Raw genomic sequence first — 22,463 nt, 5'->3', positions numbered from 1 at the left:
AAGATATGGAACCTAAAAAGAGTACTAAAGCAGATGTAAGTAGAAATAGTTCAATCTATTTCGCTGTAGGTCTTGCTTTAATGTTATTGTTTGCTAATGTGGCAATTAACTATAAAACATATGATAAGTCTGATATTGATATAGGTCAATTAAACTTAGATGAAGAATTAGAAGAAGAAATTCCAATTACTGAACAAATACAAACCCCTCCACCACCACCACCACCACCTGCAGCTCCTGAAGAGATTGAGATTGTAGAAGATGAAGAAGAAGTTGAGGAAACTGTAATTGAATCTACTGAAACTGATCAAGAAGAAGAAATCGTTGAAGTAGAAGAAGTAGAGGTTGAAGAAGTAGAAGAAGACATCGAGGTTCCGTTTGCTGTAATTGAAAACGTACCAGTTTTTCCTGGTTGTGAAAACGAAAGTGGAAACAATGCTAAAAAACAATGTATGTCTGAAAAAATCAGCAAGTTTGTAAACAAGAAATTCAACACTGACTTAGCTGGAGAATTAGGTTTATCAGGAAGACAACGTATTAACGTAATTTTCAAGATTGATAAAAGTGGAAACATTACTAACATTATGGCTAGAGCTCCACATCCAGGATTGGAAAAAGAAGCTAAGCGTGTAATTGGATTGCTTCCTAAAATGAAACCAGGTAAGCAAAGAGGGAAAGCAGTAACAGTTCCATATTCGTTACCAATCTTATTCCAAGTACAAGACTAAAAACAGTTTTAATATAGATTTAAAAATCCCGTTCAAATTAATGAGCGGGATTTTTGTTTTTGGTATGCTTATTGTGTTTTTATCATAATATTAACATTTTAAATTTAAAGTATTATGAAAAATTTTAACGAAACACACAGTAATGCTGGTCAGAGCACTACCAATGTGAAAAAACCACAAAAGCATGATGCAAATTTACAAAAAAATTCAGCCTTGTATTTTCAGGTTGGACTCATTCTTTGTTTGCTGGGAACTTACATGCTTTTTGAAATGAACTTTGCAACACATGTTCCAAAAATTGACCAAGCTTTAGTGGCAATTGATGATGAAACCGAAATTATTGTCCCAGAGTTCAAAATCTATGAAGAACAAGCGCCTAAAGAAGAGGTCAAACAAAAACAGAGAAGGATTGTAGATAAAGAACCTACAATCGTTGAAAATGACTTCAACGAAAAACAGGTGACCGAAACTATAATTACTGAACCTGTAGCAACATCAACTCCTGTTGATCCTGGAGATATAGTAATTGATAAGGTTGTTGAAGATATTCCTGTGCCTTTTTTCAGAATAGAAAAAGCACCAATTTATCCTGGTTGTGAAAATGAAACAACTAATGAAGCACGTAAAAAATGTATGTCAGAGAAAATTACCAGATTGGTAAATAAAAAATTCTCTACAAGCATAGCTTCAGAATTAGGGCTGAGTGGTGTTCAAAAAATTTATGTCGAATTTAAGGTGGATAAATCTGGTAAGGTTTCAGATATTAAAACTAGAGCACCACACAAAGGACTTGAAAAAGAAGCTGAGCGTGTGGTGAAAAAAATCCCAGAAATGACTCCAGGTATGCAAAGAGAAAATCCTGTTGAGGTAATCTACACCTTCCCAATCATTTTTCAAGTGATGGATTATTAAACCTTAAAATTTATTAATATATAAACCGTTATCATTTACTGATAGCGGTTTTTTAATTATAAATGAATTTCAGTTTTATACCTTTATCAAGAAATTCTTTTATTGTCCGCATTTTGAAAAAAATAGTATCTTTCGCCTAATAAAAAGGTAGTTACCATCTTATGAAACAACTCTTCTTGTTTATTTTCGTTTTAACACAATCCATAGTATTTTCTCAAACTAGCGATACTTACGAAAAATCACCTGTTTTTCCAGGTTGCGAATCTCAACCAATAGAGAATTTAAAATCTTGTTTTAATAATAAAATAAACACCCATATTTTTAATACTCTAAAAGTACCACAAGTAGCTATTGATGATGAGTACAAAGGTGATGCAAAAGTGTTGTTTGAAGTAGATAAAGAAGGAACAATACATGTGCTTTATGTAGATGCAGTTTATGATGAATTAAAGGATGAGGTAAAGCGTGTTTTTAATGAACTACCAAAGGCAACACCTGGAACTTATAATGGCAATCCAACCTATTATCAATATTCCTTGACTATAAAAATACCTTTGGTAAATCCTCATGAGGTTACTCCGCAAACAGCTAAAGAAACTGTAGTTGATGTTAAAAAAACGGTCGATTTAAATGAGGTTGTATCTAATGAGTACGATAGCATTAATGATAACATTGTAAAGTATCAAAAGTTAGAATATAAAAGCCAACTTAACATTCCATTTACGCATACCTATTATGCAAGGTTTGATAGAGAAATGAATGAGCTTGGTACCAATAGTCATACTGCAGCAAAACCGTTTATGTTTGATGAGGTTTCAAAGTATTATGATTTTGAAGCTGAAAAAGAAACTTTAGTAAAAGACTCTGAAAGTTGGTGGGCAAGAAAACTGTGGAATGAGCACTTAGTACAAGTTCAAGGAGAAGATTATTGGTTTACCATTGATCCGGTTTTTGACCTTCAGGTAGGTAAAGATACTGATGCCGATTTTAGCACAACATATAATAATACTAGAGGATTTTATATTCAAGGAGGATTAGGGAAAAAATTCAATTTCTCAGCATCGGTTTATGAAAGTCAAGGTCGATTTGCTCAATATTTTAATGAGTATTCCGAAAGCTTAAAAGCCTTTGGTCCAGATCCTGCTATAATTCCTGGTCGTGGTATTGCAAAACGGTTTAAAACCGATTCTTACGATTATCCAGTAGCTGAAGCATATTTATCCTATTCTCCAGCAAATTTTATAAATGTACAATTTGGTCATGGTAAAAATTTCATAGGTGATGGTTATAGGTCTTTGTTGCAAAGTGATGTAACTAGTCCATATCCTTTTTTAAAATTGAACACTAAATTCTGGAAAATAAAATACACCAATACTTGGATGTGGTTAAAAGACGTACGAACCGAAGTAACCGAAGATGGTGCGTTTTTAACCAAGTATATGGCAAACCATTACTTAAGCTGGAACGTGTCTAAACGACTTAACATAGGTTTGTTTGAATCCGTTATGTGGGCAAAGACTGATAATAGAGCGTTTGATGTAAATTACCTTAACCCAATAATATTTTTTAGAGCTATTGAGTTTGAAACAGGACAAGATGCTGGAAACGCTGTGGTTGGTGCATCTTTAAAGTATAAGTGGAACAATAAAGTTAACCTTTATGGACAATTTATTTTAGATGAATTTTCTTTAAACGATATTAAAGGAGGGGAAAAAAGTTGGAAAAATAAATATGGCTATCAGTTAGGAGCAAAATACTATGATGCCTTTAAGGTTGATGATCTATTACTGCAAGTTGAGTACAACAGGGTTAGACCTTATACCTATTCTCATAATACTGTAGCTTTAAATTATGGGCATAACAACCAGTCAATGGCACATCTTTGGGGAGCAAATTTTAGTGAACTTATTTTAATTGGTCGTTATAATTACAAACGTTGGTTTGCTGATGCTAAACTTGTATTTGGCGTAAGAGGATTTGATATTAATGATGGTACAGACAACTTTAGCTATGGAGGCGATATTTACCGTAGTTATGAAGAGAGACCTTTTGATACAGGAGTAGAGGTAGGACAAGGTATAAAAACCAATACATTTAATGCCGAATTACAAGGCGGTTATATTATAAATCCTGTAAGTAATCTTAAGCTATTCACTAATATAAGCTTTAGAAACTTTGACCCAAACGCTAATACAGCTGCACTGATAAAGAGTAATACAACCTGGTTTAGTTTAGGTGTAAGAACCGATTTGTTTAATTGGTACTACGATTTTTAGTACTACTTTTTTACTTTTAAAATACATTCAACAACAAAAACCGAATTACTTTCACTAAGCGTTGCCCATAAGTAATTTTCAAAGTATCTTTGCAGTCGCAATAGCGAGCAACAAAACAATAGAGTTTGAGTACTAAAGTGTCTTCGGTTTCAACAGCATCAATAATTTCAGATTTTAAGGAAATTACCAAAATCAGACTTTCTGTAAGTGTGGTATTTTCTTCCATTGCTGGTTACTTGTTGGGAGCTCCAACTGTAGATGTTTACACATTAATTTTACTGGCTTTTGGAGGCTATTTTATGGTAGGTGCTTCTAATGCCTACAATCAAATTATTGAAAAAGATTTAGACGCTTTAATGGAGCGTACTAAAAACCGTCCAATTCCTGCTGGAAGAATGTCGGTAAGAACAGCATTTATAATTGCAGTTGCATTTACATTATTAGGGATAGCAACACTGTATATTATCAACCCAAGAACTGCAATGTATGGAGCAATTTCAATTTTTTTATACACGAGTGTTTACACACCATTAAAAACCAAAACACCTTTAGCCGTTTTTGTTGGAGCCATTCCAGGAGCCATTCCATTTATGTTGGGATGGGTAGCAGCTCGAAATGATTTTGGTATTGAACCAGGAACCTTATTTGCGGTACAGTTTTTTTGGCAATTTCCTCACTTTTGGGCTATTGGCTGGTTTTTGTTTGATGATTATAAAAAAGGAGGTTTTTTTATGCTTCCAACAGGAAAAAGAGATAAAGGAACAGCAGTACAAATTATAATGTATACTGTTTGGACAATATTGGTTTCAATTATACCAGTATTTGGTTTTACAGGAGACTTAAAACTCTCTATTGTTGCAGCAATAATTGTGTTTTTATTAGGGCTTGTGATGTTGCGTTACGCATTAGTATTGTTTAAAGAACGAACAGCAAAAGCTGCTAAACAATTAATGTTGGCAAGTGTGTCTTATATTACGTTGCTGCAAATAGTTTATGTTATAGATAAGTTTATTAGATAAAAAATGGATTTAACACAGGGAACGCTAGAGGAAAAAAATGAACGTGCAAAAAAAATGATGCTATGGTTTGGTATTGGCTCATTAATTATGTCTTTTGCAGGTTTAACAAGTGCTGTAGTTGTAAGTAGTAAGCGACCAGACTGGTTAAAGGATTTTCAATTACCTGAAGCATTTGTAATAAGTACAGTAATTATTATTGTAAGTAGTATTACATTTTATCTGGCTAAAAGAAGTTTAAAAGCTAACAACAGGCAAGCAACAACACTATGGTTGTTTGTAACACTCGCATTAGGTGTTGCTTTTATATGGAGTCAATTATTAGGGTTTCAACAAATAATAGATTTAGGTTATAATTTTACAGGACCTACAAGTAATATTACCATGAGTTTTATTTATGTTATAGCATTTGCACATATAATGCATGTTGTAGCAGGTTTAATCTCAATAATGGTAGTAATTTTTAATCATTTAAGACAAAAATATACAGCAACTAAAATGCTTGGTTTAGAGCTATCTGCAACATTTTGGCACTTTGTAGATATACTATGGCTGTTTTTGTTTTTGTTTTTATATTTATTTAGATAGACTATATTGCCTATCAAAAGGATAAAGTAACATCGCTTTTATATTTATTTAGAGTCTGTATAATTTATTACTTGATGTTTCTTTAGATGAATAAAATGATTATTTTTGTGCAACTTTTAAAAACTAAACGCTTTATATGGATACTACAGTTGTAAATACTGGTACAGAGGGCAAAACTTGGGGAGGTGGAAATCAGCCTCTTAAAGCTAGCTATGGTAAAATGATGATGTGGTTTTTTATATTATCTGATGCCTTAACGTTTTCTGGGTTTTTAGCAGCCTACGGATTTTCAAGATTTAAGTTTATTGGTTCATGGCCAATTGCCGATGAGGTTTTTACTCATATTCCATTTTTTCATGGGAATTATCCTATGATTTATGTGGCATTCATGACCTTTATTCTTATTATGTCATCAGTTACAATGGTACTTGCTGTTGATGCTGGTCACCATATGAAAAAAGCAAAAGTGACAATTTACATGTTCTTAACCATTATTGGTGGATTAATATTCGTTGGTTCGCAAGCATGGGAATGGGCAACATTTATAAAAGGTGATTATGGTGCTATCCAAACTAATGGAGGAAACATTTTACAATTTGTAGATACTGATGGTAATCGTGTTGCTGTTAGAGATATTGCAGTTAGTGAGCATGGAGAAAGAGTGCAACATGAGCGCAAAAGCGGACTTTGGTTTGTAAGCGAAGGTACATTACCAAGCTATACTGTTGATGAAGTATACAATGGTCTTGAGGCAAACCCAAATGTGTTGGTTAGAACTCAAACTTTAACAGAGGACGGAAAGAAAACAGTTTTATCTAGAGAAGAATCTTTAAAGCAAATTAAAGAAAATGGTAAGTTAGTGGTAGAAGGAGCAAATCTTCATGTTAATGAGTATGGCTCTCCTTTATTTGCAGACTTCTTTTTCTTTATTACAGGATTTCACGGATTCCACGTATTTTCAGGTGTAGTAATTAACATTATTATATTCTTTAATGTTATTTTAGGAACTTATGAAAGAAGAGGAAGCTACGAAATGGTTGAAAAAGTAGGTCTTTATTGGCACTTTGTAGATTTAGTTTGGGTATTTGTATTTACTTTCTTCTACTTAGTTTAATTCATTTAGAAATTTAATTAAAAATGGCACACGCACATAAATTAGAAATATTTAGAGGACTACTAAAGTTTAAAAGCAATACTCAAAAAATTTGGGGTGTTTTAATCTTATTGTCTATCATTACAGCAATTGAAGTTGTATTAGGTATTTACAAGCCTGAAGCTTTAGAAGCAAAAGTAATTGGGATGAAACTCTTAAACTGGATATTCATCATCCTTACCATAGTAAAAGCATATTACATCACTTGGGACTTTATGCACATGAGAGATGAAACTAAAGGACTAAGAAGAGCTGTAATATGGACAGGAGTATTCTTAATTTGCTATTTAATATTCATCTTACTACAAGAAGGTGGATATATTGAAGGAGTATACTCTTCTGGTTTTATAAAAAGAGATTTTTAACATATAATTTATTTGTTAAATAGATTACTTAAAGGCGGTTTTTAAACCGCCTTTTTTTAATTTTGCACTAGTAGTAAAAACAAGAAAAATTCCAAAATCCCTAATGGAGAAAAAATCATACAAAAAACCTTTAATTCTTGGAGTTTTATTTTTCCTTCCAGTTTTTTTTGTTCTTATAATGTCAATTTCCAAAGAAAACTACAACACATTAGACATTGTAAAAGAAAATGTAAGAGAGCTTCCTGCAACTAATGAGTTACAAATTCAGTTAAAAGACCACCTTACTGTTTTAGCGTTCTTTGGTAAAAAGCCTATGGAAAAAGCTACAGAAGCATCTAACCTTAAAGAACTTATTTATGATAAGTTTAAAGGCTTTAAAAAATTCCAAATAGTGGTTTTAGTGACCGAAGAAGCAAAAGCTGAAGCACAACAACTATATAAAGAAATAGCACTTTATGAAGATTTGAGATTTTGGCATTTTGTGTATTTAAAAGAAGGTGAAATTAACGACTTGTTTAATAGCTTAAAAACCAATACAGTTTTAGATGCTAACTTAGCAACAAGTAACGTGTTTATAGTAGATACTGATTTGTCTCAAAGAGGACGATTGGATGATAGAACAGATAATGAAATTGCTAGTAATAAACCAGTTTATGGATTATCATCATACAATTGTATTGAGGTAGACCAATTAAAAAATAAAATGGGAGCCGATGATTTGCGAGTACTATTTACTGAGTATAGAGAAAAACGTAAAGGAAACTTTGACTCCTCACAGCGAAGAGCTAACGAAATAAACAACAATGAGCAAGAAAACTAATTATTCTTACATAGGTATCGCATTTATAATTCTAGTTTTTGGTATTTATTTTATACCAAGAATTATAGATAGAATTTCAAATGATGATGTAACCAGAAATGAAAGTCGTAGTGACCAAACAAAAGAGAAAGATGCTTATACCTCTGATTTAATATTTATAAAAAATCCTGATGGTTCACCTAAAAAAGTACCAGATTTTAGTTTCACTGACCACAATGGTAATACAGTAACCAACAAAGATTACGAAGGTAAAGTGTATGTTGTAGAGTTCTTTTTTACTACTTGTCCTACAATTTGCCCAAGAATGAATAGAAACCTTGTTCAAGTTCAAAATACATTTAAAGGGTTTGATAATTTTGGTGTAGCATCATTTACTATAAATCCTGAAAATGATACACCTGAAGTTTTAAAAGCCTATGCTGATAATTACGGGATAACAAACCCTAATTGGCATTTAATGACAGGAGAACGAGATGATATTTATAAATTAGCAAATGAAGGTTTTTATATTTATGCTTCAGAAAATAAAGAGGTAGAAGGCGGTTTTGAACACTCAGGTAATTTTGCTTTAATTGATAAAAACGGATTTATTAGATCTAGAGTTATTGAAGGTAATCCTTTAATCTATTACGAAGGTATAATTTCAGAAGAAGAGCAAACTGACGAAGACGGTAAAACACAACAAATAACAATGTTAAAAGAAGACATTGCTAAACTATTAAAAGAATAATGGGAAATACTAACCTACAAGCAGAAAAAAAGTATAATAAGTTGATAGTAATTCTGTCAATTGTTATTCCAATAGCAGTTGCAGCCCTTTTTGGAATTAATCTAAGAGAGCTCGGGTTTGATGTTGAACCACTCACATTTTTGCCTCCAATTTATGCTGCTATTAATGCAGTAACTGCTGTGGTGTTACTTATAGCTTTTTGGGCTATTAAAGGCAAAAGAATAAAGCTTCACGAACGCTTAATGAAGTTTGCTATCTTTTTATCAGTACTATTTTTACTTATGTATGTTGCTTATCACATGACTAGTGATTCTACAAAGTTTGGTGGAGAAGGAGCTATTAAATATTTCTATTACTTTATTTTAATAACACACATTTTACTATCAATAATCATCATTCCTTTTGTGCTAATTACTTATGTAAGAGCAATTGCTAAAAACTTTGATAGACATAAAAAAATAGCACGAATCACATTTCCTTTGTGGTTGTATGTCGCAATTACTGGTGTTATTGTGTATGTCATGATTTCTCCATATTATGTCTAAACTTAAGCTTGCTTTTATACTGTTCTTTGCTACTGTTTTTTATCAAACAGTAAATGCACAATGTGCAATGTGTAGAGCAGTTTTAGAAAGCGAAGAAGGGCAACAAGCAGCTCAAGGTGTTAATGATGGCATTGTTTATCTTATGGCTATTCCTTATATTTTGGTAGCAGGATTAGGCTTTATTATTTACTGGAAATTCTTTAGACAGAAAAAAACTTCATAAAAAGATTTAACTGCAACTGTAACATTTTTAGATTTCAACAGTCTTATTTAATATCAATCAAAATTATTCTTAACAATTTGTTAGTATAAAACAATTTTAGTTTTGTGTAACATTGTATAGAATTAACCATCTATAAATGATACAGATAAAAGATTTACATAAATCTTATCACATGGGGAGTAATTCTCTTCACGTTTTAAAAGGCATAAATTTTGAAGTAAAAGAAGGCGAATTGGTTTCCATTATGGGATCTTCAGGATCAGGTAAATCAACCTTACTTAATATTTTAGGAATGTTGGACGAGGCAGATACAGGACAATATATTCTTGATGGCTTTCCAATTAAAAACCTAAACGAAAAAGTTGCCGCAAAATACCGTAATGAATTTTTAGGATTTATATTTCAATCGTTCAACTTAATAAACTACAAGAGCGCTTTAGACAATGTAGCATTGCCATTGTATTATCAAAACATAAAGCGAAAAGAGCGCATTGAAAAAGCTGAGCATTATCTAGAAAAGGTAGGACTAGCACAATGGTCGCATCATTTACCTAGCGAACTTTCAGGAGGTCAAAAACAACGTGTAGCAATTGCTAGAGCTCTTGCAAGTGACCCAAAAGTACTTTTAGCCGATGAACCTACAGGAGCATTAGATACTAAAACATCTTATGAAGTTATGGAGTTAATACAAGGTATTAACGACGAAGGAAAAACCATATTGGTTGTAACCCATGAGAACGATATTGCTAATATGACTAAGCGTATTGTAAACCTCAAAGATGGTGTGATTATTGATGATAGTACTGTTGAACAAGTAAGAGCATCCCAATATGTTTGATATTGAACGTTGGCAGGAAATTTTTGAGACATTAAGAAAAAACAAACTTCGTACCTTCTTAACTGGTCTTTCTGTGGCTTCTGGTATTTTTATTTTAGTCATTCTTTTAGGCTTTAGTAAGGGTATTGAAAATGGAGTGACTTCTCAGTTTCAGCAAGATGCTACAAACATGATTACAGTATGGACAGGTAGAACTACTAAAGAGTATAAAGGGCTTAACCCAGGAAGATACGTACAGCTTAAAAACGATAACTTCGATATGATCTCTCAGAAGTATGAAGATTATATTGAATATGAAACCTCATTGTACTCTATTTGGGGAGGAACCATTTCATATAAAGGAGAGTCAGGTAATTATCGTATTCGAGGTGTAATGCCAGATCACCAATTTATTGAAAATGCTGATATTTCAGTGGGACGATTTGTAAATCAATCAGACTACAACGAAAATAAAAAAGTAGCAGTAATTGGTAACAAGTTAAAAACCGATTTATTCAAAGACGAAGACCCTATTGATAAAAACATCTCTGTTTTTGGAATGAACTTTAAGGTTATAGGTGTATTCTATGATCCAGGAGGAGAGCGTGAAGAAAACCAAGCCTATATTCCTATTTCAACTGCACAAAAAGTATTCAATGCAGGAGACAATATTAGAAACATGCTGTTTACAGTTAAAATGTCTGATAATTTTGATGACGCTGTAGCGCTTTCTCAAAGCATTTCAAAAGGTATTGAAGATCAAATAAAGCAAATCCACACAGTTGCTCCTGATGATACAAGTGCAGTAAGAGTGTATAACACTCTAGAAGAAGCTAAAAAGATTTATTCCTTAATTGACACCATTAAAGCAGTATTTTGGTTTGTTGGTATTGGAACTATCATCGCAGGGATTGTTGGAGTAGGTAACATCATGTTAATTATAGTGAAAGAGCGTACAAAAGAAATTGGAATACGAAAAGCCTTAGGAGCTTTACCAATGTCTATTGTAGGAATGATTCTTCAGGAAGCTGTATTTGTAACCATGTTTGCAGGTTTATTTGGACTAATCTTTGGTCTTGGCTTGTTAGAATTGGTTGGTCCACAAGTTCAAAGCGATTTTATTAAGTATCCTCAAGTCGATTTCAATATAGCATTAACAACTGTGTTCTTGCTAGTGTTTGCTGGTGCTGTAGCAGGATTTATTCCAGCTTACAGAGCTGCAAAAATAAAACCAATCATTGCATTAAGAGACGAATAGTATGTTTAATAGAGACCGTTGGGACGAAATATTACAAGCGCTTACTGCTAATAAATTCAGAACGTTTTTAACCGCTTTTGGTGTGTTTTGGGGTATTACAATTTTAGTACTACTTCTAGCTTTAACCAACGGACTTAAAAATGGTGTAACTGCCGATTTTGGTAACTTCGCTACCAATTCCATGTTTATGTGGACACAAGGAACATCTAAACCTTATAAAGGACTTCCAAAAGGACGTTATTTCAATTATAAATTAGATGATGTTGCAGCATTAAAATCTGAAATACCAAACTTAAAATATGTATCTCCAAGAAACCAATTAGGAGGGTTTCAAGGTGCAAATAACGTGATACGAGGTACTAAAACTGGAGCTTTTGAAATTTATGGTGATTACCCTGAGTATATAAAGCAACAACCTATGGATATCCTCCAAGGGCGTTTTGTAAGTTATTCCGATATCAATTCTAAGCGTAAAGTTTGTGTTATTGGTACAGATGTTATTAAAAGTCTTTATGATAAAGATGAGGAAGTATTAGGGAGTTATGTAAAAATTAATGGTGTAAACTTTATGGTGGTTGGTACTTTTAAAATGAGTAACAGCCAAGGCGACAATGAGCAAGATGCCAATACCATTTATATTCCATTTACAACGTTTGGTCAAGCATTCAATAGAGGAGATAGAGTAGGTTGGATGGCTATTACAGCTGTTGATGGAGTTCCTATTACTTCAATAAAACAACAAGTTTTTGATTTAATGAAATCGAGACATACAGTAGCACCAGATGATGATAGAGCAATTGGCCATTGGGACTTATCAGAACAGTTTGAGCGCATTAATGGACTGTTTACAATTTTAACTATTGTTGGTTACTTTGTTGGAGCATTAGTACTAATGTCTGGTATTATTGGTATTAGTAACATTATGCTTATTGTGGTCAAAGAACGCACAAAAGAAATAGGTGTGCGTAGAGCATTAGGTGCTTCTCCATGGACCATAAAAGGGCAAATATTACAAGAAAGTTTAATATTAACTATCCTTTCAGGTATGGTTGGTATTTCATTTTCAGCATTTGTTATTTGGGTGTTAAATTACCTTTTGGATATGAGTGGACCTGTAGATAGTTTTGCCAACCCTAGTGTTAGTATGACAGTTGTTTTTACAGCTTTAATAATATTAGTGGTTTCAGGGCTTTTAGCAGGTTTAATACCAGCAAATAGTGCCACAAAAATGAAACCTGTAGACGCTTTAAGAATAGAATAAAAAAATAAATATCAACCATAATCATGAAAAGAACCAAAACCGTAATCGCTTTAGTAGTTATTGTACTTGTATTTGCTGCAGCATTGTATTATTTGTGGCAAAAAAATAGAGAAAACCCAATAACGTATGCTACTGAACTTCCATCTGAAGAGACTATTGTGGTAAAAACCGTTGCAACAGGAAGCATTGTGCCTAAAGAAGAGGTCTTGATTAAACCTAATATTTCTGGAGTTATAGAAGAAGTTTTTATTGAAGCTGGTGAGTATGTAAAGTCAGGTGATTTAATTGCTCAAATTAGAGTAATACCAAATGTATCTTCTTTAACAAGTGCAAAAAACAGTATTGCTACAAACCAAACTGCACTTCAAACTGCACAAATAAACCTAGAGACGCAACAAGCTAATTACGACCGTCAAAAAGCGTTGTTTGAAAAAGGAGTTATTTCAGCAAATGATTTTGAAGCTGTAAAAAACACGTATCTACAAACTAAACAAAGTGTTGAGCAAGCAAGAATTAATGTGAATTCTGCTAGACAAAACTATGATATTATCAAAACAGGAACTACTAGTGGTTTGGGTAATATTGCACAAACTCAAGTTAGAGCAACAGTTTCAGGAATGGTGTTAGATGTTCCTGTAAAAGAAGGAAACCAAGTTATTGAAGCTAATAACTTTAACGAAGGAACTTCAATTGCATCATTGGCTGATGTTAAAAAAATGATTTTTGAAGGAAAAGTAGACGAAAGTGAAGTAGGGAAAATTAAAGAAGGGTTACCACTTGAAATTACTGTTGGAGCTATCGAAAACAAAAAATTTGATGCTGTTTTAGATTATATTGCTCCAAAAGGAGTTGAAGAAAATGGCGCTATTCAATTTGAAATAAAAGGCTCTTTAAAAACTGTCGATTCTACTTTTATTAGAGCAGGTTTAAGTGCGAATGCATCTATTATTTTAGAAAAAGCTGAAAAAGTTTTAGCGGTTAAAGAAGCTTTGGTGCAATACGATTCTGAAACTAAACAACCATTCGTTGAGATTGAAACTGGTGACCAACAGTTTGAGCGCAAAGATGTAGAGCTAGGAATTAGCGATGGTATTCACGTTGAAATTAAAAAAGGAGTTACAAAAGATGATAAAATCAAGGTTTGGAACCAAATTCAAGGCGTTCCAAGCTATGCTCAAAATAATTAATTCAATTTTTTGTAACACTTTAACATATCTATAGACATATATTTTAATTATGAAAAAAGCAATTTTTGTATTTACGGTATTATTGACGTTTTCATTCCAAGCGCAAACCAAAAAGTGGACGCTTGAAGAATGTGTAGATCACGCATTACAAAACAACATTACTGTAAAACAAAGTGAACTAGACTTAGAACAATCAGAAATCAATAAAAAAGATGCAATAGGTAACTTTTTGCCAACTTTAAATGCTTCTGTTTCACACTCGTGGAGTATTGGTTTAGGGCAAGATCCTGTTACTTTTGATGCTGTTAACTCAACTACTAAAAACCTTTCAGGAGGTATAAGCTCTAGTTTAAACATTTATGATGGATTACGTAACATTAATCAATTACATCGCTCTAACTTAGAAATTTTAGCCTCTAGATATCAATTAGATAAAATTAAAGATGATATCTCGCTACTTGTGGCTAATTCGTTTTTACAAATCCTATTTAATAAAGAGCAGTTAAAAGTATTACAAGCACAACAAGTTGTATCTCAACAAGAATTAGAAAGAACCAATGAGCTTGTCGATGCAGGAGTGTTACCAAGAGGCGATTTGTTAGAAATACAAGCAACAATTGCTACTCAAGAACAACAAATTGTAAATGCCGAAAACACAGTTTTATTGTCTAGAATTCAGTTAGCACAATTATTATTAATACAAGAGTATGAAACTTTTGATATCGTAGATATAGATTATGAAGTACCTACAACTATGATATTAGAACAATCACCTGATGCTATAGTAAGTAAGGCAAAAGAAACTAGATACGATATTAAAATTGCTGAAACAAACCAAGAAATAGCAAACGATAATTTAAAAATAGCTAAAGGTGCATTACAACCAACCTTAAGAGGATCGTATAATTTTGGTTCAAATTATTTTACATCACAGCTATTTGATACTCCTGATTTTGAAACTCAGTTAACAGATAACAAAAGCCACAATTTTAGTTTAAGTTTAAGTATTCCTATTTTTAATGGATTTGCTGCAAGCAACAATGTTAAAAGAAATAAAGTAAATTTGGAGCGCGCAAAAGTTCAATTAGAGCAAGCCAATTTAGATATGGAAACAGCAGTTTACCAAGCCTATAACGACACTAAAGGTGCGTTAAAAGCTTATGAAGCTGCGCAAAAAACACTTGAAGCAAGAGAAGAAGCTTTTAATTATTCTAGAGAGCGTTATAATGTTGGATTGTTAAATGCCTTTGATTATAATCAATCTCAAAACAGATTTGAAGCAGCTCAAAGTGATGTAATTAGAACAAAATACGACTATATATTCAAATTAAAAGTATTAGAATTCTACTTTGGAATTCCTATTACAGACATAAACTAATAATTTACCATGAGTAAGACAGCCAAAATTTTAGTACTATCAGCTATTGCATTAATAATCCTTTTAATTATTGGGTCAAAAGCAGGTTTATTTGGCAAAAAAGGAAACTTTAAAGAAGTAGAAACTAAAAAAGTAGCCTTAGTTGATATTATTGAAACTGTTTCGGCTACAGGTAAAATTCAACCAGAAGTAGAAGTAAAAATATCTTCTGAAGTATCTGGTGAAATTTTAGAACTACCATTTAAAGAAGGACAAGAAGTAAATAAAGGAGATTTATTAGTAAGAATAAATCCAGATTTAATTCAATCTGCAGTAAACAGGTCTCAAGCCTCTTACCAAAATGTAAGAGCAGGTTTAGAACAAGCTGAAGCAAATTTAAAACAAGCAAAAGCTGATTATGACCGAAACAAAGTGCTTTTTGAAAAAGGCGTAATTTCTAAAGCAGATTGGGACAAAGCTATTGCAACTTACGAAACTGCTCAAGCAAACAAGAGTTCAGCATATTACAGTGTGCAAAGTGCTGCAGCTACAGTAAATGAAGCAAAAGACAACCTTACCAGAACTACTATTTATGCACCAATGAGAGGAACTATTTCTATGCTTAATGTAGAATTAGGCGAAAGAGTAGTAGGTACTCAACAAATGGCTGGTACCGAAATTATGCGTGTTGCTAACTTAAGCAATATGGAAGTTGAAGTAGATGTAAACGAAAATGATATTGTTAAGGTTCAAATTGGTGACTCTACTATTGTTGAGGTTGATGCTTATTTGAAAAAGGAATTTAAAGGTGTCGTTACTGAAATAGCAAACTCAGCAGCAGGAACATTAACAGCAGATCAGGTTACAAACTTTAGAGTAAAGGTTAGAATTCTCGAAGAATCTTATAAAGATTTAATTGAAGGGAAGCCAGAGCATTACTCGCCTTTCAGACCTGGTATGACTGCTACTGTAGATATTATTACAAACAAAAGAGAAAAAACAGTTGCTGTACCAATTAGCGCAATAGTTGTTAAGACAGATACTAGTTCTACTAAAAAGTCTTACGAAAAAACGATTAATAAAGTTGAAGGTGAAACTGAAGAAAAGTTTGAATGTGTCTTTGTTACCAATAACGGAGAAGCTAAATTGCGAGTTGTAAAAACAGGAATACAAGACAATTCAAACATTGAAATTATTTCAGGTCTTAAAGAAGATGATGAAATCATTACTGGACCATACAACGTAGTTTCAAAAACGCTTAATTCTGGAGATAAAATAGAAGTTAAGCAAAACACAAAAGATACAGATAACTCACAAGACTAAATATTTGGCAGTTATACTAAACATAGAAACCACAACAACAAACTGTTCAGTCTCTCTTTCAAAACAAGGAGAGACTTTGGTTTTAAAGGAACTTAATGATAAGAATTATTCACATGCTGAGTCTTTGCATGTGTTTATTGACGATGTCCTTAATAGCGCAAGCGTTAGTTTGTCTCAAATTGACGCAGTTGCAGTAAGTAAAGGTCCAGGATCTTACACAGGTTTAAGAATAGGTGTTTCAGCAGCAAAAGGACTTTGTTTTTCTTTGGAGAAACCGTTAATCTCTGTATCAACATTAAAAGCTTTAGCGCATCAAGTAAAAGCTACTAATGGTGTTATTGTGCCTATGTTAGATGCTAGACGAATGGAAGTCTATTCAGCTGTGTTTGACAGTTCATATAACGAAATAAGAGCTATTGAAGCGCAAATACTAGATGAAAACTCTTTTAAAGACTATCTAGCAAAAGGTAAAGTCTATTTTGTTGGTAATGGCGTTGAAAAAGCGCAAACTATAATACAGCATGAAAATGCAGTATTTATCGAAGATAGATTACCTTCAGCAAACGAAATGAGTATGTTGGCTTATGATAAGTACAAAAAAAACGACATCGAAGATGTCGCTTATTTTGAACCTTATTATTTAAAAGATTTTATTGCGTTAAAGCCTAAAGCTTAACTTTCTTTATGTATTTCAACTTGGTGTGGGTAAGGTATTTCAATACCAGCAGCATCAAGAGCTTCTTTTACTTGTTCGGTCACATCAAAGTAAACATCCCAATAGTGTTCAGTTTTACACCATGGTCTTGTAGCAAAGTTTATTGAGCTATCTGCTAACTCTAAAACAGTTACAGCAGGAGCAGGATCTTTAAGTACTTTTGGATGTGAGGTAAGCACATTCATTAATACTTCTTTAGTTTGTTTTATATCAGAGTCATAACCTACACCAAAAACTAAATCTACACGTCTAGTTCCTTCAGTAGAATAGTTAACAATGTTTCCGTTAGACAAAGCTCCATTAGGAATTATAATTTCTTTATTAGACAAGCCAGTTAATTTAGTGGTAAATATTTCAATTTGTTTTACCACACCTATTTCACCTTGAGCTTCAATTAAATCGCCGATTTTTATAGGTTTAAAAATCATGATTAAAACACCACCTGCAAAATTACCTAACGATCCTTGAAGTGCCATACCTACTGCTAAACCTGCTGCTGCTAATACTGCTGCAAATGATGTGGTTGGTACTCCTAAAACGCCTAAAAGTGTAATGACTAATAAAATTTTTAATCCCCAACTTAATAGGTTTAATAAGAACTTTTGAAGACTTTCATCATAGTTGCTTTTGGTCATTAATTTTCTGGTTGTGTTCATGATTTTTTTAATAATCCACGAACCTACAATCCAAAAGACAATAGCTCCAATTACCTTTAGTCCATATTCTGTTGCAAATTCAACAGCTGTGTTTGTCCATTTTTCAATATCCATATTGTGTGTTTTTAAATTTCTATTAAATTAATTATAATGATTTTGAAGTGAAAATCAAATTCTTTTATTAACGATTATTTAATTTGAAGGTATAAAAAAAAGCACTTATTGTAAGTGCTTTTTAAAATTTTATATTCATGAGAAAATTATAAAGTACTCATGTAGCTAACCAGTTTAATTAAATCTTCTTCTCTTGAAGTTTTAATCTTGTTAGTTTTAATATAGCTTAAAATATCTTTTGAATGCTCAGGAATTAATTTAGCGATGTCTTTTTTTCTTTTAGGCATTAATACAGCACCTTGTTCTTCAGAAATTTTAATGTAGTAATCATCACTTACTCTTTTAAATTGAGCAGGTCTTGCAGTATGGTAGCTAGTTAATGCTACTTTTTCTTCAATAAAGATTACTCTTTCTTTCTTAAGAAGTTTGATGTTAGATTCTGGGATTAAATCAACAAAATACCCTAAATTAGGTAATTCGTTATCGTCAACATAGTCGAATAATCTGTAAGTTTTACTGTTAGAAACTAACTTGATAATAATATCTTTTCTATATTTATTTAAAGCAAAAGCTTGATTGTTATCTCCTTTTACTTCAATTTCATCCTTAATTGCATTATACCTTACGTAAAAAATATTGTCATCAGAGGCAGATATTCTTGCTGGTAGAAAATCACTTGTTATGTATGGTGTGCCTTCAACATCGTCGTTTAGTACAACAGGTGTTGTTGTGATAAGACCACTACTACCATTAGTAGAAGGTGATAATGAGCGACTAAGCACTTCTTGTGCAATACTTAGATTTGAGGTTAAAATTAGTGCTAGGGCAACAATTACTTGGTTTTTCTTCATGATTTGTGATTTTGTCGTAAAAAAAAGAAAATATGTTTAATAATAAAAGCTGAAAATGTTAAGATTGAGATAAATTAACTCTTTTTTAAGATAAATCTAATTTTTGAAAATTATGAAGTTTTATAAATTCAAAACAATACTTTTTAGGAGTAAGTTTAACCATTTATAGCTTCAACTGTAGAGACTTTACCGTTCAACATTTCTTTTAGCATGTTTTCAATGCCATTCTTTAAAGTAAATGTTGATGAAGGGCATCCACTGCAAGCACCTTGTAGGATTACCTTTACGGTTTTTGTGTCTTTATTATAGGAGTCAAAATGTATGTTTCCGCCATCACTAGCAACAGCAGGTTTAACATACTCTTCAAGTATATTGATGATTTCTTTTGAAGTGTCATCAAGCAATTCAAAAGCTTCATCTAATTGCTCTGTAGTTTTTTGTAGTGTTGCTTGTGCATTAGCATTCATTACTTCTTTACCATCTTCAATGTACTTTCTAATAAACTCACGTAACTCCATAGTGATGTCATTCCATTCTGCCATGTCATACTTAGTAATTGAAACATAGTTTTCGTCAAAAAAAACATTTTTCACAAAAGGAAAATGAAATAACTCTAAAGCTAATGGCGATAATTTAGCATCGTCTATTGAAGAGAATTCGTAGTTTGTTGTAACCAATTTTTTATTAGCAACAAACTTCATTGCTGATGGATTAGGTGTGCTTTCAGCATATACAGTTACAGGAACTTTTTTAGGAGTAGCTGTTTCTTCTATTAACACTCCATCGCTATTTAAATAGTTTTCAATTTGTTCAGCAACCTCGTTTTGTACGTCTTCCCATTCAACAATATTATATTTTTCAACCGCTATAAAATTACCAGAGATGTAAACTTTCTTTACAAAAGGTAAATAAAATAACTGTTGAGCCAAAGGCGATGGTTTAGCATCATCAATGTTATTAAACTCATAACTTTTATGTTGAGTCAAAAAAGTATTTGCTTCAAACTTAACAATAGAGGGATTGTTGGTTGTTGTAATTTTTATTGAAATATTTTTCACTGTAAATCTATTTTAGATACAAAGATACAAAAGCAGTATTGAAGAGAGGTTTTCTAAATTTCTTTTTAAGTCATTTTTAACTCAAAAAGTAATCATAATCAGAAAATCAATTTTTTAATACTTATAACTGTTAAAACTGGTATTTTTATTACAATTTAAAAGATGTAATTAGTTAAAATTTATTAAATTTCCGCTTTTATTGTAATACCTACTTGAATGTTGTTAACATTAATTTTGTTTTTAACAACGCTGTTTAAGAATAAGGTGTTAACATAACTGGTTGAGGAACATGTTGGTATATCAAAGACCTGTTTTTGTAAGGTAGTATTTTGATGTATAAAACTGTTATATTTTAAAAGTTAAATACTTTATAAAATAATATCAATTAGTAAAAAGTAGGTAATTATGAAGCAAGTTTACTTATTAGTAGTTTTTTTAATATCTCTAAATGTTTTTTCACAAGATGTTCTCATGCAAGATGGGACATTTAATAGGTGTCAACCTGATATGTTCTACGATTCAGGTGGAGCAGCTGGATCTTACTCAAGTAATGAGAGCTATGTTACAACAATCTGTCCAGAAAACACTACGGATTTCACCATAGTGAACTTTACTGAATTTAGTACACAATTAAATACTGATATTTTAACAATCTATGATGGACCTGATACTTCATCGCCTGTTATAGGTTCATACTCTGGAGTTGTTAATCCAGGGTTTGTAGAAGCATCAGATACTAATACGAGTGGTTGTTTAACTTTCGAGTTTGTTTCTAATGCAACAGGAACTACTACTGGTTGGGTTGCTGAAATATTTTGTGCTGAACCTTGTCAAACTATAACTCCTTCTATAGATAGTACAACTCCTGAAGCAAGTGCTGGAGTCGTGAGTATTCTTCCAGGAGAGACTGTAGATTTTGAAGGAAGTGCAGGTTTTTCTGTAGATGGAACAGGAGCAACCTACACATGGAATTTTGGCGATGGAAATACTGCTATTGGTCAATCTGCTTCTAATACCTTTACTACAGCAGGAACATATACAGTTACACTTATAGTAACTGATACTAACCCACAAGGCTGTACAGAAACAACAACCATAACAGTTTTTGTACTTGGACCAAATGTAGTTGTCGACCAAACAACATATACAGTTGAAGAATTGGTTTTAGACGTGTTAATTGATAGTCCTTGCGCTGAGGTTTCAAATATAACCTACTCAACAGGAACTAATTTTTCGCAAGATAATGGTATAGGTTACTTCTATGGAGATGGAATTAGTTTTCCTTTTCAAGATGGTTTATTAATGACATCTGGTGACGCGAGTAAAGCAAGAGGTCCTAATAATAATGCAATGAGCGACGGTTCTTCGGCATGGCCTGGTGACCCAGATTTAAATGCGGCAGTTGGAGTAGCTACAACTAATAATGCTTCAATAATAGAATTTGACTTTGTGCCTTTAGCAGATAGTATAAGCTTTAACTTTTTAATGGCTTCAGAAGAATATAATGGAAGTACAGGAGGAACCTTTGAGTGTACTTATTCTGATGCATTTGCATTCTTACTAACCGATTCTGGAGGAACAACAACTAATTTGGCTGTTTTACCTGGAACAACAACACCTATTCTTGTTACAAATATTCACCCAGCAAATCCAGGATGTGGCGCTATTAACGAGCAATACTTTGGTGGCTACACAGGAAATAACCAACCACCAATTTCTTTTGATGGAAGAACAGAAGTATTTACAGCACAATCTCCAGTAACACCAGGAGAAACTTATCATATAAAATTAGTAATAGCTGATGCTTCCGATTCTGCTCTAGATTCTGGAGTGTTTTTAGAAGCGGGTAGTTTTAATTTAGGAGGTGATTTAGGAGATGATATCACAGTACAAGCTGCTAATACTACTTGTGAAGGAGGTGTAATAACATTAGATACTGCAGCACCAGCAGCTACGCATACTTGGTATTTAAATGGTGATGTAATTCCAGGCGAAACATCTTCAACGCTAGATGTAACTGAAAATGGAGAATATACTGTTGAAATTGTATTCTCTGCATCATGTCAAGCCACAGACTCTATTATAATTGAGTTTTATCCTTCTCCTGTTGTTGAAGACGTTCAAAATTTAAGTATTTGTACTCCTAATTCAACAGCAAATTTTGATTTAACTCAAAATACACCAGTAGTTATAGGTAGTCAAGATGATACTGTGTTTGATGTAGTATATTTTGAAACTTTAACAGATGCTGAAAATAATACAAACCCAATAGCAGATCCAACTAACTATACTAGTGCTGATGGACAAATAGTTTATGTAAGAATTCAAGATATATACAGTGAAGCTTGTTATGCTACATCTCAGTTTACACTTTTTGTAGGAAGCCCTTCTTTTAATAGTGTTCCAGACCTAGAAGTCTGCGATGACGACAGTAATGATGGATTTGAGGATTTTGATTTAACGGTTCAAGATTTAGGTATTTTAGGCGCACAACCTTCTACAGATTTTGT

Annotated in this window: 22 protein-coding genes; 19 read left to right on the top strand and 3 right to left on the bottom strand. The window is 32.5% G+C overall.

Annotated elements, in window-relative coordinates; translation table 11 throughout:
• Positions 1-5: 5 nt before the first annotated feature.
• From OD803_RS09520 to tsaB, 18 genes are all read left to right on the top strand, one after another.
• The gene (locus OD803_RS09520; RefSeq protein ID WP_129760971.1) at positions 6-728 is read left to right on the top strand and encodes an energy transducer TonB; all 723 of its coding nucleotides are present in this window, start codon (positions 6-8) and stop codon (positions 726-728) included.
• 114 nt (positions 729-842) lie between these two features.
• A complete protein-coding gene (locus tag OD803_RS09515) occupies positions 843-1,640 on the top strand; it encodes an energy transducer TonB (protein ID WP_262733244.1) in 798 nt (265 codons plus the stop codon).
• A 161-nt stretch (positions 1,641-1,801) separates the two neighbouring features.
• Entirely contained in the window at positions 1,802-3,916 is a 2,115-nt protein-coding gene (locus OD803_RS09510; RefSeq protein ID WP_262733243.1) for a gliding motility protein RemB, read from the top strand.
• A gap of 125 nt (positions 3,917-4,041) precedes the next feature.
• Positions 4,042-4,935 carry a heme o synthase gene (cyoE, locus tag OD803_RS09505; protein ID WP_262733242.1) on the top strand — a complete coding sequence of 298 codons (894 nt, stop codon included), beginning with the start codon at positions 4,042-4,044 and terminating at the stop codon, positions 4,933-4,935.
• Between the two features lie 3 nt (positions 4,936-4,938).
• Complete coding sequence (locus OD803_RS09500) at positions 4,939-5,520, top strand: cytochrome c oxidase subunit 3 (RefSeq protein ID WP_262733241.1); 582 nt, start codon at positions 4,939-4,941, stop codon at positions 5,518-5,520.
• A 136-nt stretch (positions 5,521-5,656) separates the two neighbouring features.
• Positions 5,657-6,634 (top strand): cytochrome c oxidase subunit 3, encoded by a 978-nt coding sequence (locus OD803_RS09495; protein ID WP_129760976.1) that lies wholly within the window; start codon positions 5,657-5,659, stop codon positions 6,632-6,634.
• Between the two features lie 23 nt (positions 6,635-6,657).
• Positions 6,658-7,038: a cytochrome C oxidase subunit IV family protein gene (locus OD803_RS09490; protein WP_134200714.1), complete on the top strand. Its 381-nt coding sequence runs from the start codon at positions 6,658-6,660 to the stop codon at positions 7,036-7,038.
• Between the two features lie 103 nt (positions 7,039-7,141).
• On the top strand, positions 7,142-7,858 hold the full coding sequence (locus tag OD803_RS09485; RefSeq protein ID WP_262733240.1) for a hypothetical protein: 717 nt from the start codon (positions 7,142-7,144) through the stop codon (positions 7,856-7,858).
• Positions 7,842-8,588: an SCO family protein gene (locus OD803_RS09480; RefSeq protein ID WP_134200719.1), complete on the top strand. Its 747-nt coding sequence runs from the start codon at positions 7,842-7,844 to the stop codon at positions 8,586-8,588. The genes OD803_RS09485 and OD803_RS09480 overlap by 17 nt, the downstream gene beginning before the upstream one ends.
• A complete protein-coding gene (locus OD803_RS09475) occupies positions 8,588-9,133 on the top strand; it encodes a DUF420 domain-containing protein (protein WP_134200721.1) in 546 nt (181 codons plus the stop codon). Before OD803_RS09480 ends, OD803_RS09475 begins: the two co-directional genes overlap by 1 nt.
• On the top strand, positions 9,126-9,356 hold the full coding sequence (locus tag OD803_RS09470; RefSeq protein ID WP_129760981.1) for a hypothetical protein: 231 nt from the start codon (positions 9,126-9,128) through the stop codon (positions 9,354-9,356). Before OD803_RS09475 ends, OD803_RS09470 begins: the two co-directional genes overlap by 8 nt.
• A 136-nt stretch (positions 9,357-9,492) precedes the next feature.
• Positions 9,493-10,194: an ABC transporter ATP-binding protein gene (locus OD803_RS09465; protein ID WP_129760982.1), complete on the top strand. Its 702-nt coding sequence runs from the start codon at positions 9,493-9,495 to the stop codon at positions 10,192-10,194.
• Complete coding sequence (locus tag OD803_RS09460; RefSeq protein WP_262733239.1) at positions 10,187-11,431, top strand: ABC transporter permease; 1,245 nt, start codon at positions 10,187-10,189, stop codon at positions 11,429-11,431. Before OD803_RS09465 ends, OD803_RS09460 begins: the two co-directional genes overlap by 8 nt.
• 1 nt (position 11,432) lies before the next feature.
• Positions 11,433-12,692: an ABC transporter permease gene (locus OD803_RS09455; RefSeq protein ID WP_262733238.1), complete on the top strand. Its 1,260-nt coding sequence runs from the start codon at positions 11,433-11,435 to the stop codon at positions 12,690-12,692.
• Positions 12,693-12,715: 23 nt separating this feature from the next.
• A complete protein-coding gene (locus tag OD803_RS09450; protein WP_134200727.1) occupies positions 12,716-13,879 on the top strand; it encodes an efflux RND transporter periplasmic adaptor subunit in 1,164 nt (387 codons plus the stop codon).
• Positions 13,880-13,928: 49 nt separating this feature from the next.
• The gene (locus tag OD803_RS09445; protein ID WP_262733237.1) at positions 13,929-15,257 is read left to right on the top strand and encodes a TolC family protein; all 1,329 of its coding nucleotides are present in this window, start codon (positions 13,929-13,931) and stop codon (positions 15,255-15,257) included.
• Between the two features lie 9 nt (positions 15,258-15,266).
• On the top strand, positions 15,267-16,559 hold the full coding sequence (locus OD803_RS09440) for an efflux RND transporter periplasmic adaptor subunit (protein ID WP_262733236.1): 1,293 nt from the start codon (positions 15,267-15,269) through the stop codon (positions 16,557-16,559).
• Between the two features lie 4 nt (positions 16,560-16,563).
• Positions 16,564-17,235: a tRNA (adenosine(37)-N6)-threonylcarbamoyltransferase complex dimerization subunit type 1 TsaB gene (tsaB, locus tag OD803_RS09435; RefSeq protein WP_129760988.1), complete on the top strand. Its 672-nt coding sequence runs from the start codon at positions 16,564-16,566 to the stop codon at positions 17,233-17,235.
• Here tsaB and OD803_RS09430 read toward each other — a convergent pair.
• The 3 genes from OD803_RS09430 to OD803_RS09420 form a co-directional block, all read right to left on the bottom strand.
• Positions 17,232-18,044, bottom strand: coding sequence for a mechanosensitive ion channel family protein (locus OD803_RS09430; protein ID WP_129760989.1), 813 nt, complete (start codon positions 18,042-18,044; stop codon positions 17,232-17,234). The genes tsaB and OD803_RS09430 overlap by 4 nt on opposite strands.
• A 146-nt stretch (positions 18,045-18,190) precedes the next feature.
• Entirely contained in the window at positions 18,191-18,895 is a 705-nt protein-coding gene (locus tag OD803_RS09425) for a hypothetical protein (protein WP_262733235.1), read from the bottom strand.
• 155 nt (positions 18,896-19,050) lie between these two features.
• On the bottom strand, positions 19,051-19,953 hold the full coding sequence (locus OD803_RS09420; RefSeq protein WP_262733234.1) for a NifU family protein: 903 nt from the start codon (positions 19,951-19,953) through the stop codon (positions 19,051-19,053).
• A gap of 405 nt (positions 19,954-20,358) precedes the next feature.
• On the opposite strand from OD803_RS09420, the gene OD803_RS09415 reads away from it, so the two are divergent.
• Positions 20,359-22,463: choice-of-anchor L domain-containing protein (locus tag OD803_RS09415; RefSeq protein WP_262733233.1), on the top strand; the 2,105-nt coding region annotated here is incomplete at its 3' end.

It is taken from the genome of Gaetbulibacter sp. NE (genome assembly GCF_025548475.1).
GTDB lineage: Bacteria > Bacteroidota > Bacteroidia > Flavobacteriales > Flavobacteriaceae > Gaetbulibacter_B > Gaetbulibacter_B jejuensis.
This window is presented reverse-complemented; position numbering and strand designations above follow the sequence as displayed.

What these genes read in the sequence shown, in the direction of transcription:
- OD803_RS09480 (WP_134200719.1), top strand. Translation starts at nt 7,842, where the DNA reads ATGAGCAAGAAAACTAATTATTCTTACATAGGTATCGCATTTATAATT.
- OD803_RS09440 (WP_262733236.1), top strand. Translation starts at nt 15,267, where the DNA reads ATGAGTAAGACAGCCAAAATTTTAGTACTATCAGCTATTGCATTAATA.
- OD803_RS09475 (WP_134200721.1), top strand. Translation starts at nt 8,588, where the DNA reads ATGGGAAATACTAACCTACAAGCAGAAAAAAAGTATAATAAGTTGATA.
- OD803_RS09425 (WP_262733235.1), bottom strand. Translation starts at nt 18,895, where the DNA reads ATGAAGAAAAACCAAGTAATTGTTGCCCTAGCACTAATTTTAACCTCA.
- OD803_RS09465 (WP_129760982.1), top strand. Translation starts at nt 9,493, where the DNA reads ATGATACAGATAAAAGATTTACATAAATCTTATCACATGGGGAGTAAT.
- OD803_RS09485 (WP_262733240.1), top strand. Translation starts at nt 7,142, where the DNA reads ATGGAGAAAAAATCATACAAAAAACCTTTAATTCTTGGAGTTTTATTT.
- OD803_RS09495 (WP_129760976.1), top strand. Translation starts at nt 5,657, where the DNA reads ATGGATACTACAGTTGTAAATACTGGTACAGAGGGCAAAACTTGGGGA.
- OD803_RS09470 (WP_129760981.1), top strand. Translation starts at nt 9,126, where the DNA reads ATGTCTAAACTTAAGCTTGCTTTTATACTGTTCTTTGCTACTGTTTTT.
- OD803_RS09500 (WP_262733241.1), top strand. Translation starts at nt 4,939, where the DNA reads ATGGATTTAACACAGGGAACGCTAGAGGAAAAAAATGAACGTGCAAAA.
- OD803_RS09455 (WP_262733238.1), top strand. Translation starts at nt 11,433, where the DNA reads ATGTTTAATAGAGACCGTTGGGACGAAATATTACAAGCGCTTACTGCT.
- OD803_RS09460 (WP_262733239.1), top strand. Translation starts at nt 10,187, where the DNA reads ATGTTTGATATTGAACGTTGGCAGGAAATTTTTGAGACATTAAGAAAA.
- OD803_RS09520 (WP_129760971.1), top strand. Translation starts at nt 6, where the DNA reads ATGGAACCTAAAAAGAGTACTAAAGCAGATGTAAGTAGAAATAGTTCA.
- OD803_RS09450 (WP_134200727.1), top strand. Translation starts at nt 12,716, where the DNA reads ATGAAAAGAACCAAAACCGTAATCGCTTTAGTAGTTATTGTACTTGTA.
- OD803_RS09445 (WP_262733237.1), top strand. Translation starts at nt 13,929, where the DNA reads ATGAAAAAAGCAATTTTTGTATTTACGGTATTATTGACGTTTTCATTC.
- OD803_RS09510 (WP_262733243.1), top strand. Translation starts at nt 1,802, where the DNA reads ATGAAACAACTCTTCTTGTTTATTTTCGTTTTAACACAATCCATAGTA.
- OD803_RS09430 (WP_129760989.1), bottom strand. Translation starts at nt 18,044, where the DNA reads ATGGATATTGAAAAATGGACAAACACAGCTGTTGAATTTGCAACAGAA.
- OD803_RS09490 (WP_134200714.1), top strand. Translation starts at nt 6,658, where the DNA reads ATGGCACACGCACATAAATTAGAAATATTTAGAGGACTACTAAAGTTT.
- OD803_RS09515 (WP_262733244.1), top strand. Translation starts at nt 843, where the DNA reads ATGAAAAATTTTAACGAAACACACAGTAATGCTGGTCAGAGCACTACC.